Origin of the sequence: Curtobacterium sp. PhB142 (genome assembly GCF_004341255.1) — a bacterium.
Taxonomy (GTDB): Bacteria; Actinomycetota; Actinomycetes; order Actinomycetales; family Microbacteriaceae; genus Curtobacterium.
In genome coordinates this window covers 1-12,459 of the sequence record NZ_SLUT01000014.1, presented here as the reverse complement: position 1 = coordinate 12,459, position 12,459 = coordinate 1, and the positions used below count along the sequence as shown (strand labels likewise).

General features: G+C 70.3%; 10 protein-coding genes. 6 read left to right on the top strand and 4 right to left on the bottom strand.

Features of this window, described 5'->3' with window-relative positions; translation table 11 throughout:
• Positions 1–35: 35 nt before the first annotated feature.
• On the bottom strand, positions 36–1,478 hold the full coding sequence (locus tag EDF31_RS18735) for a polysaccharide biosynthesis tyrosine autokinase (RefSeq protein WP_131847463.1): 1,443 nt from the start codon (positions 1,476–1,478) through the stop codon (positions 36–38).
• Positions 1,479–1,637: 159 nt separating this feature from the next.
• On the opposite strand from EDF31_RS18735, the gene EDF31_RS18730 reads away from it, so the two are divergent.
• A complete protein-coding gene (locus EDF31_RS18730; protein WP_131847461.1) occupies positions 1,638–2,360 on the top strand; it encodes a type II CAAX endopeptidase family protein in 723 nt (240 codons plus the stop codon).
• A 46-nt stretch (positions 2,361–2,406) separates the two neighbouring features.
• Positions 2,407–3,705 (top strand): SpoIIE family protein phosphatase, encoded by a 1,299-nt coding sequence (locus EDF31_RS18725; protein WP_131847459.1) that lies wholly within the window; start codon positions 2,407–2,409, stop codon positions 3,703–3,705.
• 5 nt (positions 3,706–3,710) lie between these two features.
• Here the strand turns inward: EDF31_RS18725 and EDF31_RS18720 are convergent, their stop codons facing one another.
• Together EDF31_RS18720 and glgX are read right to left on the bottom strand one after the other, a co-directional pair.
• Positions 3,711–4,154, bottom strand: a complete 444-nt coding sequence (locus EDF31_RS18720; RefSeq protein WP_131847457.1) for a hypothetical protein — start codon at positions 4,152–4,154, stop codon at positions 3,711–3,713.
• Positions 4,155–4,227: 73 nt separating this feature from the next.
• Entirely contained in the window at positions 4,228–6,246 is a 2,019-nt protein-coding gene (glgX, locus tag EDF31_RS18715; protein ID WP_131847455.1) for a glycogen debranching protein GlgX, read from the bottom strand.
• Positions 6,247–6,897: 651 nt separating this feature from the next.
• Here glgX and EDF31_RS18710 point away from each other — a divergent pair.
• The 4 genes from EDF31_RS18710 (at position 6,898) to EDF31_RS18695 (ending at position 11,637) form a co-directional block, all read left to right on the top strand.
• On the top strand, positions 6,898–8,067 hold the full coding sequence (locus EDF31_RS18710; protein WP_131847453.1) for a hypothetical protein: 1,170 nt from the start codon (positions 6,898–6,900) through the stop codon (positions 8,065–8,067).
• Positions 8,064–9,788: a glycosyltransferase gene (locus EDF31_RS18705; RefSeq protein WP_131847451.1), complete on the top strand. Its 1,725-nt coding sequence runs from the start codon at positions 8,064–8,066 to the stop codon at positions 9,786–9,788. The genes EDF31_RS18710 and EDF31_RS18705 overlap by 4 nt, the downstream gene beginning before the upstream one ends.
• Before the next feature lie 106 nt (positions 9,789–9,894).
• Entirely contained in the window at positions 9,895–10,947 is a 1,053-nt protein-coding gene (locus tag EDF31_RS18700; protein WP_111086135.1) for a BLUF domain-containing protein, read from the top strand.
• 78 nt (positions 10,948–11,025) lie between these two features.
• Positions 11,026–11,637: a hypothetical protein gene (locus EDF31_RS18695; RefSeq protein WP_131847449.1), complete on the top strand. Its 612-nt coding sequence runs from the start codon at positions 11,026–11,028 to the stop codon at positions 11,635–11,637.
• Between the two features lie 27 nt (positions 11,638–11,664).
• On the opposite strand, the gene EDF31_RS18690 is transcribed toward EDF31_RS18695, so the two are convergent.
• On the bottom strand, positions 11,665–12,459 hold a 795-nt coding region (locus EDF31_RS18690), incomplete at its 5' end, for a hypothetical protein (protein WP_207896301.1).

Here is a 12,459-nt window from a genome sequence, read left to right as displayed (position 1 = left end):
GGTCCCCCGGCGCGTCGTCATGGTCGCGGCTCCGCTCAGCGTCCGGCTCGCCGGAGCACGCCGAGCTTCTTGCCGGGTTGCTTCGGCGGCGTCACCGATGCGGTGGCGCCGTCGTCCTGGCCGTAGCCGTAGCCGTACCCGTACCGGCCGTACCCGTAGGCGCCGGGACCCTTGACGGGCATCTTGGTGATGACGAAGCCGGAGATCGGGGCGCCGACGTTCTCGAGCGACGCGATGGCTGCCGCCAGTTGCCCCTTGTGGGTGTGCCCCGACGCGACCGCGATGATCGCGCCCGATGCCTTCTTCGCCAGGATCGCCGCGTCGGTCACCGGGAGCAACGGCGGCGCGTCGAACAGCACGTAGTCGAACTGCTGCTCGAGGCGTTCGATCAGGTCCTGCATCGCGCGCGAGCCGAGGAGTTCCGACGGGTTCGGCGGGATCGGTCCGGCGGGCAGGACGACGAGCTTGCCGCGCCCCCACGGGTGTGCGACGTCCTCGAGGTCGGCACGACCGATGAGCACGTCGGTGAGGCCGGCGTTGCCCTCGACGTCCATGTACTCGGCGACGCGGGGGCGGCGCAGATCGGCGTCGATCAGGATGACCCGGAATCCGGCGCTGTCCAGGGCGATCGCGAGGTTCGCCACGGTCGTGCTCTTGCCTTCGGACTGCATCGACGACGTCATGACGAAGGTCCGAGCGCCCGTGCCGATGTCGAGGAACTGGAGGTTCGTGCGGAGCGTCCGGAAGGACTCGGCGCGGGGGCTGCGGGGGTCGACCTGCACGATGAGCGGACGCTCGGCGGCCTTGGCGTCGTAGGCGATCCCGCCGATGACCGGCTTGTCGCTGATCTTCTCGACGTCGAGCTCGGTCCGGACACGGTTGTCCAGGGTCTCGCGCAGCACGGCGATCCCGATGCCGAGTGCGAGCCCGACGAGCAGGCCGAGTGCGACGTTGACGGGCACGTTCGGACTGACCGGGGTGCTCGGGACGTCCGCCTGCTTGACGCGGGTCAGCTTGACCGTGCTCTTGCCGCTCGCGTCGGTGGCCTCGATGTCCTGCACGACGTTGGTCAGGCTCTGCGAGGTCGCGTTCGCGATGTTCGCGGCCTGCACCGGGTCGGTGCCCTCCACCGAGATGGAGATGAGGGTGGTGCTCGTCGGTGCCGTCGCGGCCACCATGGTCGCGAGCTGATCGGCGTTCATGTCGAGCTTGAGCGACGAGATGACCGGCAACAGGACGATGGGCGTCGACACCAGGTTCGAGTACGTCAGCACGCGCTGCTGGGTGAACGTGTTGCCCTGCGCCAGGTCGCTCGCGCTGCCGGACGTCTCCGTGGAGACGAAGACCTGCGCGGATGCTGCGTAGACCGGCTTCTTCACCAGCGAGAAGCCCGCAGCGGCCGCGACCCCGACCAGTGCCAGCACCAGGATGAAGACCCATCCCTTGCGCAAGACCGCTATGTAGTCGCGTAGCTCCACGCGGCACCCTTCCCCGGAAGTCGCCGCGCCCTGCAGAGTCCCTGTCGCAGGTCGACCGGGATCGTCCCAGCGTTCGGCAGGGAAATACTGCCACACCGATGAGACGCGCTCGGGGTCGCGCGACGTCGAGTCTCGTTCTGCGTCCCGTACGGTGGCGACATGCAGCCCGAACCGGACGCGCCGACCGCCGCCCGCCCTTCCTCGGCGGTGCGGGACCTGCAGGTCATCGTGATCGCGCTCCTGGTCGCCGTGCTGCTGTCCCGGGTCGTCGGTGGCGTCGCCCGGACTGGGGGTCTGCCCTCCCCGATCACGCAGGTGCTGGTCGCCGACCTGGCCGTGTGGGTGCCGCTCGTGCTCGGCGTCGGGTGGGTGCTCCGGAGGTCCTCTCCGGCACTGCTGGTGCGCCGGCTCGGGCTCGGGTGGGCCGACGCCGTCGCGGCCATCGGCATCTTCATCGTGTGCCGCGGGCTCGACGCCGTGCTGTCCGTCGCGTTCTTCGGTGTGACCGGGCTGACGCCGCAGCCGACCCTCGGCACGCCGGACGTGCTGCTGCTCGTGGTCTCGGCGATCGGGGTGTGCCTGGTCAGTCCGGTGCTCGAGGAGATCGTGTTCCGTGGTCTCATGCAGCGCCGGCTGTCGGCCGAGCTGACGCCGCGCACGCGGTTCCTGGCCGTGCTGGTGACCGCGTTCGCGTTCGCGCTGATGCACCTGGCGATCAGCACGCCCGCATCGTCGGTCGCGGGGTTCGAGGTCTTCGTGACGACGTTCGTGCTCGGCCTGCTGACGGGGACGCTCGTCGCGATGACCGGACGCATCGGCGGGGCGGTCCTGGCGCACGTCCTGTTCAACACCGTGGCCGTCGTGCTCACCTGGCCGCGCTGACATCGATCGCACCAGCAGACGCACCGACCGGTAACGTCCTCCTCGAATGTCTCGCCCAACCAGCATCCTCGAGAGCCCCCTCGCGCGGCAGGCTCCCCTGAGTGCGCTGTTGGCGCTCAGCGCCGTCCTGAGCATCACGGTGCCGTCGCTCCAGGTGACGGACGGCGGCCTGTTCGTCGCGAGCCTCGCGGTCACCGGTCTCGCGACGGTCGTGGCTGCGGTGGCACTGGCGTTGCCGCACTCCGTCGGGCTCGTGCCGGCGCTGCTGGTGCTCGACTTCGTGGCGATCGCGCTGTTCCGGACGAGCACGGGCGCAGGTGCCTCGGTCTTCACCTCGCTCGCCGTCCTGCCGGTCGTCTGGTGCGGATCGCTCCGTGGCCGCCTGACCGTCGTGTACGCGGCGCTGGGCGTGACGCTCGTGATCATGGCGCCCTACGTCCTGACGCCGACGAACGTGCCCGGAGCGAGCGAGTTGGTCCGCCTTGGCGTCACCGTGATCGTGTTCGGGACGGTCGCGGCAGTCGTGCAGGAGCTCTCACGGCGAGCGCGGCGCAACGTCCGCGCTGCCCGACTGGGCGAGGAACGCGTCCGCGCGGAGATCGACCGTGCCGCCGCCGTTCAGCGCTCGCTGCTCCCCACGCCGACCGACCACCTGGGCGCCGACGTCGCGGTGGCGGGCGCCTGCCTGCCGGCGAAGTCGGTCGGTGGTGACTTCTTCGACTGGTACGAGACGAACAGCGGGATCGCCGTCAGCCTCGGTGACGTGATGGGCAAGGGCGTGGGGGCGGGGCTCATCGCAGCGGCCGTGCGGGCCACGGTCCGCAGTTCCCGTGCCGTCGACGACCCGTCCGAGGCGCTCCTGCGGGCGGCCGACGGGCTCGCCGCCGAGGGCAGCGCGACCGACGTGACGTTCACCACGCTGTTCCACGCGCGCATCTCGACCGACGGCACCTTCCGGTGGGCGGACGCGGGCCACGGATTGAGCCTGGTGCTCCGGTCCGACGGTGCCGTGGACCGGCTCCGGTCGAGCGACCTCCCGCTCGGGATGGGGCTCCGCGACGAGTGGGCGACGACCGAGGGGTTCCTCGACACCGGCGACCTGCTCATCTCGTTCAGTGACGGCGTGCTCGACCTGTTCGGCGGGCGCGAGGACACCGTCGACGCCGTGGCCGATCTCGCACGGGCCTGCGGCTCCGAACCCACGGCGTTGGTGGCGGCACTGTCCGCGCGGGCGGACGAGGTCGCGCACGACGACGATGTGACGGTGATCGCGATCCGACGAGCGCCGGTTCCGGCCGACGCCGCCGCGGAGTCGGTCCATCCGGTGCGCCAGGACCGAGCCTGACGAGGTCAGTCGCCGGTCGGTGACTCCTGCTCGCGCCGGAACCGCTCGACCTCGGCATCGACCTGCCGCCGCGAGAACCGCTTCGCCACGACGATCCCCCACGTCCCACCGACCGCGGTGAGCACGACCCCGAGAACGATCCCCTCGATGCGAAGGTCACCGTCGCCCAGGTTCGGCACGATGGCACCGACCAGCAAGCTCACCCCGATGACCGTGATCGTCGACAGCACGAAGGTGGCGACGGGGCTGCCCAGGCGCGGACGACCAGTCGGCAGTGACCAGGCCGAGGTCGCGAGCACGAACCAGCCGACGAGGACCCCGGCGCTCACCGGGAACCACCGCCCCAGCACGAGCAGCAGCCCGAGCGACAGGACGAATCCGCCGGCGCACCAGAGCCACCACCGGTTCCGCTCCCGCCGCTGCTGTCCGGTCACGTCGTCAGTCCCCATGAGTCGAACGTAGACCAGCTCCGATCGCCGACCGTCGACCCCACCGGGTCGGTGTCCGGCGACCGGAACCGTGTCAGTACAGCGCGGAGAAGGACGCGTCGCGCACGAGCACGGTCGCCGCGTCACCCGCGACCTGCTGCTGCGGGTCGCTGGACAGCCCGAGCTGCCACGTGCCGCCACCCGGCTTCTCGGGCAGCGTGAACTCGACGGTGGTGTCCGAGGCGTTGAGCAGGACGGCGACCGTGTCGTCGCCCTGTTCGAGGACGAGCATCACCGCCCGGTTGCCGCCGTCTGCCCAGTCCCCTTCCTCGAAGCCCGCGTTGTCGGCGCGGAGCACCGAGACGGTCGAGTCGGAGTCGCCGGGTGCCGTGCGGTACCACTCCGGACGCAGGGAACGGTGCTGGGCCCGGAACGCGATCGCCGCGGTCGTGAACGCGAGCAGGTCCTGGTCGGCGGCGTCCCAGTCGAACCACGAGATCTCGTCGTCCTGGCAGTAGGCGTTGTTGTTGCCGCCCTGCGAGCGGGCGATCTCGTCGCCGCCGAGGATCATCGGCACACCGGCCGAAAGCAGCAGGGTGCCGAGGAAGTTCCGGCGCTGCCGGTCGCGGTACGCGTTGACCCCGGCGTCGTCCGTGGGCCCCTCGACGCCGCCGTTGAACGAGGCGTTGTCGCTCTCGCCGTCGTTGTTGCCCTCGCCGTTCGCCTCGTTGTGCTTCTCGGCGTACGAGGTCAGGTCCGCCAGGGTGAAGCCGTCGTGGGCCGTGACGAAGTCGACCGAGCACAGCGGCGAGCGCCGTGACCCCTCGTAGACGTCCGGGCTGCCGAGGACACGCTGCACGGCGTCGCCGAGCGCCCCCTCGTCGCCGCGCCAGAAGGCACGGAGGTCGTCGCGGTACTTGCCGTTCCACTCGGACCAGTCGGCCGGGAACCCGCCGACCTGGTACCCCGCGGTGTCCCACGGCTCGGCGATCATCTTGACCTCACGGAGCACCGGGTCCTGGTGGATGATGTCGAGGAACGCGGAGTGCTTCTCGGCTTCGCCGCCCTGACGGGTCAGCGTGGTCGCCAGGTCGAAGCGGAAACCGTCGACGTGCATCTCCTCGACCCAGTAGCGCAGCGAGTCCATGATCAGACCGAGCGCGGCCGGGTGCGAGACGTTGAGGCTGTTGCCGGTACCGGTGGTGTCGAAGTAGTTCGCTTCGTCGCCCTCGACGAGCCGGTAGTACGACTCGTTGTCGATGCCCTTGAAGGACAGCGTCGGACCCATGTGGTTGCCCTCGGCGGTGTGGTTGTAGACGACGTCCATGATGACCTCGAGCCCGGCTGCGTGCAGGGCCTTGACCATCTCCTTGAACTCGGCGACCTGCTGGCCGGCCGTGCCGCTGGACGAGTACTCGTCGTGCGGCGCGAAGAACCCGATGGAGTTGTAGCCCCAGTAGTTGCGCAGCCCCTTGTCGGCGAGTGTGGAGTCCTGGACGAACTGGTGCGTGGGCAGCAGCTCGACGGCCGTGACGCCGAGGTCGACAAGGTGCTGGATCGCGGCCGGGTGCGCCATGCCGGCATAGGTGCCGCGGATCGCCTCGGGCACGTCGGGGTGCTGCTTCGTGAAGCCCTTCACGTGGACCTCGTAGAAGACGGTGTCGCCGAGCGGGGTCGCGGGACGGACGTCGTCGCCCCAGTCGAACGAGCGGTCGGCGACGACCGACTTCGGCATGGCGGCGGCCGAGTCGGTGTCGTCGCGGGTCTCCGGGTCGTCCATGTCGTGCCCGAACAGGGCCTGGCCCCACTCGTACGAGCCGTCGACCGCCGTGGCGTACGGGTCGAGCAGGAGCTTGGAGCCGTTGTGGCGGAGGCCCTTGGCCGGGTCCCACGCGCCGTGCACGCGGAAGCCGTAGCGGGTGCCGACAGCGACGCCGGGGACGATGTCGTGGAAGGTGTAGCCGGTGCGGTGCTGCAGCTCGGTGCGGTGTTCCGTGCCGTCGTCGTCGAACGTGCAGAACTCGACGCGCTCCGCGGTGCTGGAGAAGAGAGCGACGTTGGCGCCGCCGTCGACGAGCGTGACCCCGAGCGGGGTGCGGGCAGAAGTGGTCATGGTGTCGTTGTACCGGGCGGCCGCTGTGGTCCCGGCTCGCGCACGTACCCCGGCAGGCATGGATGCGCAGACCGGACAGCTGCGACCACGTGGGCCGACACCGAACGGTGACCGAGGGCGTCTGCTCCTCGTTCGGGTCGAGGAGCAGGCGCCCTCGCGCTACGACGACGTCGGGTTCGGCGCGGCGGTCCGCGACGATGCCAGCCCGGAACAGGGATCGGGCCCCCGCAGCTGGGCGGCGCGGGGTAGCTCACGAGACGGTACGGACGTGCCGCTCTCCGGGCGCACAGGTACGCGGAAATCGACGGGAGCGGCCCCGCTGCCATCCGGAGAACGCGCGTTCCCCGTTTGGGGGATACCAACGAGGGGCGTCGCCTGATTGAGTCATCGAGTCAGCAACTCCGTTGCGGACGAGATCCGCGCGGAGCTTTGGCACCAAGCGAAGGCGACCTCCCTCGGGTGGGGCGGTCACGGTGGGTGCCGGCGTGTCGATTCGGGTTCGACGCGGCGGCACCCCCATTCACGAGACGCGCAGAGGTCCTCACTTCAGGGGGCTCGCCTGTACCCCGTTCTGGGTGTACCGATTCGTCTGTCCTCCGACTGTGATGGGTGCCTGGGCTCCACTGTCCGCATCCACCCGAAGGAGCGCGCATGACCGTCACCGTCCCGCGTCTGAGCGCCGTCCCGTCGTCGGCCGAGTCGCCGCACCGATCGGCGCTCCGGCCGCTCCCCCGCGCGTGGACGCGGTGGCTCCTCCGGCTCGCGTTCGCCGTGCCCTACGTCGTGGTCGCCGTGCTCTCGATCGAGATCCCGACCACACCGCTCCTGGAGCTCACCGGCAACCAGGCGACCCTCGACCGGGCGACGGCGGCACTCGACGGCGGCGTCGTGCAGGCCGTCGGTCAGCTCTACCCGCTGCTCTCCGGCGTCCTGCTCCGGTTCCTGCCGTTCGGCGTGCACGGTGCAGCGGTCCTCGGCGGCCTCGCAGCCGGCGTGCTGCTGCAGCTCCTGGCGCAGGCCATGCTCCGGCGCGGGCTCCGGATGCGCAAGGTCGTCGTCTTCACGATCGCGCTCGGCGCGAACCCGCTCTACGCCTTCGTCGCCCTCAACGACCTGCAGGCCTTCCTCGGCATCGCGCTGTTCGCGCTCGCGATCGCCGACATGGTGCGGTTCTTCTCGTACGGCGACACCCAGGCGGGGTTCCGTGCCGGCCTGTCGTTGATGGTGTCGACGCTCGTCGACCCCATGGGCCTCGTCTACGTCGTCATCGCCGCGCTCACCGCGCCGCTGCTGGAGCTCGCCCGGCACGGACAGCCGGGCATCCGCCGAGCGAACACGCTCGTCCTCGTGTTCCCGAGCATCGCGGTCATCGGCTCGATGTCCGTGCTCGACCTGCTCGTCCTCCGCGACCCGTTCGCGGCACTGCGGAACACCGTGCACACCGACAGCACCCGGCTGAGCGGCCTCGAGCACCTGGTGGGTTCGTTCGACGGGCTGTTGCTCCTCGCGATGGTCGTCGCGGGGTGCCTCCTGGCCCTGCTCGTGCGCCGACCCGGTGCGATCGTCATCGTGGTCGCGCTGTTCGCCGGGATCCTCGCCGGCTACGCGATCGGACTCATCCCGGTCGCCACCGCCGGCAACACGTTCGTCACGATGCTCGCCGTCGCGATCGCGATCCTCCCGCGGGCCAGCAGCCGGGTCACGAGCGCTCTCGTCATGGTGCTCGCCGCCCTCCAGATCCCGCTCGCGTGGACCGCGGCGTTCGAACGCGAGGTCGTCGCCGAGTGGATGCACGCCCTGGTCTCGGCGGTGGGCGCATGACGGCCGTCGTGTCCGGTGCGTCCGCCGTCACCAGCGAGACCGACACCCCGTCGATCGACGAGACGACCGCCCGGCACCGCGGCGGCGAGTCCGACTGGCGCCCGCCGCACCGGTGCTCGGTCCGCCGGCACGTCGACGAGGGCTGGGTCGCCTCCGCACGGATCCGCGAGGGTGTCCTCGTCCTGACCAGCGGCCGGTCGGACCCGGATGTGCTCCGGGCCGCGCTGACCGAGGAGTTCGGCGAGCCGGTCGTGCTCCGGGCGGTCGATGAGGCCGAGGTCCGCCAGCGCATCATGTGGGAGCTGGACGACGAGGTCGCCGACCTCGCCGCACACGACCTCGCCCGGACGATCCCGGCCATGTCCGCCCGCACGGTGCTGTCTCGCGGTCAACAGGTCGGCGGCGGCATCGCCCTGCTCGCGTTCGCCGGCTGCCTGGTGATCGCTCCCGGCACGACGGCCGCCATCGTCACCGCGGTGCTCTCGCTCGGGTTCCTGGCCGGCATCGTCTTCAAGTTCTGGGTCTCCATGGTCGGCGCGCGCTTCGACCTCGTCGAGCAGGTCTCAGCGGCCGACGTCGCCGCGCTCGACGACACCACGCTGCCGACGTACACCGTCCTGGTCCCGGTGTTCCGCGAGGCGAACATCGTCGGCGACCTCGTCCGCAACCTCGAGGTCCTCGACTGGCCGAAGGACCGCCTCGAGGTCCTGGTCCTCGTCGAGGCCGAGGACCACGAGACACGCCAGGCCGTCCTCGACGCTGATCCACCGGCCTGGATGCGGATCGTCATCGTCCCTCCCGGTGCGCCGCAGACCAAGCCGCGCGCCTGCAACGTCGGCCTCGCGATCGCCCGCGGCGAGTACGTGGTCATCTACGACGCCGAGGACCGCCCCGACCCCGACCAGCTCAAGAAGGTGTTCACCACGTTCGAGCGGGCCGGCACCGACACGGTGTGCGTCCAGGCCGCTCTGAGCTACTTCAACGCCGACGAGAACGCCCTGACGCGCATGTTCACGCTGGAGTACTCGTACTGGTTCGACTACATGCTCGCCGGCCTCGACGCCCGCAACCTGCCGATCCCGCTGGGCGGGACCTCGAACCACTTCCGCACCGAGCTCCTGCGCGAGCTCGGTGGCTGGGACCCCTACAACGTCACCGAAGACGCCGACCTGGGCATCCGTGCGTCCGCGGTCGGGTACCGCGTCTCCGTCGTCAACTCGACCACGATGGAGGAGGCGAACACCTCGATCCCGAACTTCGTCCGGCAGCGGTCGCGGTGGATCAAGGGGTACATGCAGACCGCCCTCGTCCACGCCCGGCGCCCCCGTGCGCTCGTGCGGGAGATCGGTGTGCGCCGGGCTGCCGCGTTCGCGCTGCTCATCGCCGGGACACCGTTGACGTTCCTCGGCATGCTGCCCGGCATCGCGGTGACGATCGCCACCCTCGTGCTGCCCACGGCGTGGACGGCCCCGGTGTTCCCCGCCCCGGTGCTCTGGCTGTGCGTGCTCGACTTCCTGCTCGGCAACGCCACGATGATCTACCTGACCATGATGGGGCCGTACAAACGCGCTCGGTTCGACCTGATGCTCTGGGCGTTGCTGAACCCCGCGTACTGGGTGCTGCACTCGATCGCCGCCTACAAGGGCCTGTGGCAGCTCATCACCCGACCCCACTACTGGGAGAAGACGGAGCACGGTCTCACCAAGACGTCATCCGTGTGAGTACTGCGGTCGCCGCGGCGTCTCCCGTTCAGGGGGTTGCCGCGGCGGTCGAGGTGGAGCACGCTGTGGTCGGTCCGGTCATGTCAGAACCTGAGGGGAAACCATCATGCGATCGCTCGTCTACACCAGCACGCAGACCCGACCGATCACGGACTCGGAACTCGCGCAGATCCTCGCCGTCGGCCGGGAGAAGAACACCCGCCTCGGTGTCACCGGGATGCTCGCACACCGCGACGACAACTGCATCGGCATCATCGAGGGCGACGACGACGTCGTCGCTGAACGCTTCGATCAGGTCCGAGCCGATCCCCGCCACACCAACGTCCGAGTGCTCCTCAACGAGCCGATCCGACACCGGTCCTTCCCGGACTGGTCGATGGCGTTCCAGCCGCTCGACCCGTTGCTGCACGACGTGCCGGGGTTCAGCGACCTCTTCACCGCCAACCGCCCCAACGACTCCACCTTCGGTGCGTCCCGCGCGCGTGCTCTGCTCGACTGGTTCCGGAAGCACCCGCTCGCTCCCTTGACGAACCAGGACGCGGCCGACGAGGAGATCCCCCGAACCCGGATCCTGAACGCCGCGATCACCGCTGTCCACGCCGGCGGCGCGTCCCGGTTCACCCTCGAGGACGTCGCAGAACGCGCGGGGATGACCGTCCCCGAGGTCCTGGGGCTCTTCCCGTCGCAGCACGCCGTGCTCGCCGCGACCGTGATGCGGTGGACCCGAGCAGTCTCCGCTCCCCTGCTCCCCCTCGCCGCCGAGAAGGGCACGATCGCGTTCCTGCACGCGCTCCTCGCCGCCCATGCCGAGGAACCAGCCCTGATGCGCCTGATCGCGTCCACACTCGCCACGTCGACCGACCCGTCGACCGACGGAGCGGACTACTACCGGTCCGCCTACCTCCAGTTCCGTGAGACCGTGCGCACCGCCCTCGCCGAAGACGTCCGTGCCGGGCGGGAACCCGCCACGATGGATCCGATCCGCGGTGCACAGCAGCTCCTCGCCCTCTACGACGGCATCCGTCTGCAGGCGCTCCTCACACCGGACACCGACGTCGTCGACGCCTTCGACCGCGCCGCGTCGCGCATGCGACGGGGCTGGACCGAACACTACGAACGACCCGCCTACTGGGACCTGCCCACGATCCCCAGCGCCTGACGACGGGGCCGGTCCCGCCGACTCCACATGGGCCGATGGCCGAGAGGCACAGCATCGCGCGAGTGGTAGGACCTGTCCATGGTGTTCTACGACGCACGTCCGATCCGCACGGCAGGGCAGGTGCTGCTCGATGTCGTCGTGGTGGCCGGGATGGTCGCCGCGGTTCTGCTCGGGCGAGCGGTCTCCGCATCGATCAGCGCCCTCGCCGACATCGGAACTCGTGTCCACGACCAGGGCACCGCGTTCCAGGAGCAGTTGAGCAGCACCGCAACGGCACTCGAGAAGGTGCCGTTCATCGGCAAGTCGGTCAGCGCACCGCTGCAGGACGCGAGCCAGAGCGCGCAGCGGATCGCGGCTGCCGGAGCAGAACAGCAGCAGGAGACGCTGCACGTGGCGCACCTCCTGGGTACCTCGTCGACCGCGGTGCTGATCATCGTCCTGGTGGTGGTCTGGATCCGGTACCGCGGCGGCTTCATCCGGCTCGCCACGCTCACACAGCGCCTCGGTCAGCAGCCGGACGGAGCCGAGTTGCTCGCTGTCCGCGCGCTGACGACCCGGAACGCCGCCGGCCGGCTCGGCGTCGACGTCGTCGACCGATGGCGGCACCGGGATCCGGAGGTCATCCGCGCGCTGGCCGATCTCGAGCAGCGCTCCACCGGGCTCCGCGTGGCGCCTTCGCGGACGTCGTGACCTCCCGCCCACGAGGGCGGGATCGGGTCAGGCACAACTGGTGCGGCCGAGTCCGAGGAAGCGGACGGTGCTGATGCGGACGCTGCTGGCGGAGGTCGTCGTCCACGTCGAGGTGACGTCGGCGCGGACGGTGACACTGGAGGTGCGGAACGAGAAGAGGTCCCAGGAGCTGATCCTGGTGGATCGGGCGGTGCCGGCGCTGGTGTCGCTGCTCGCGACGCCGTCGATGACCGTGGTGAACCGCTCGGGTGCCACCCCGTCGTAGGTCCACCCGATGGTGACCGACCCGTTCGTGTTCGACGTGCACGTCAGCGCAGTGGCCGGGGTCGCGGCCACGGTCGCCATCGTGCTGGGTGCGGTGGCGGTGGCGGCGAAGGCCGCGGCGGCCGCCGGAGCAGGTACCGCCAGCGCCGCGACGGTGCAGACAGAAGTGACGAGGAGAGCCCCCACCGCCCACGGCCGGTGGTCCTGCTGACGATGCCGGGGCCCACGTCGGGACGCCCCCGTCGTCCTGCTCGGATCTGCGACGGCGGGCAGGACGGCGAGTCCAGCGACGAGGACGAGGGCCGAACCGAGGGCGACGAGCGGGCCCGTTCGATGGTCCGCAGCCCAGAGGACGGGTGTGCCGATGAGTGGGACACGGAGGTACCCGACGCCCGTGACCGCGGACCGGGAGATGTGTGTGGAGTCGGCGGAGGGGTTCGCGTCGCCCTTCGTGGTGAGGGTCCCGTCGCTGTTGAGGGAGTCGAACCGGTGCAGCCGGAGGGTGCCGACGTGGTCGGGGTCGGCGAAGAGCAACACCTGTCCCTTCCGGAGCTCTCC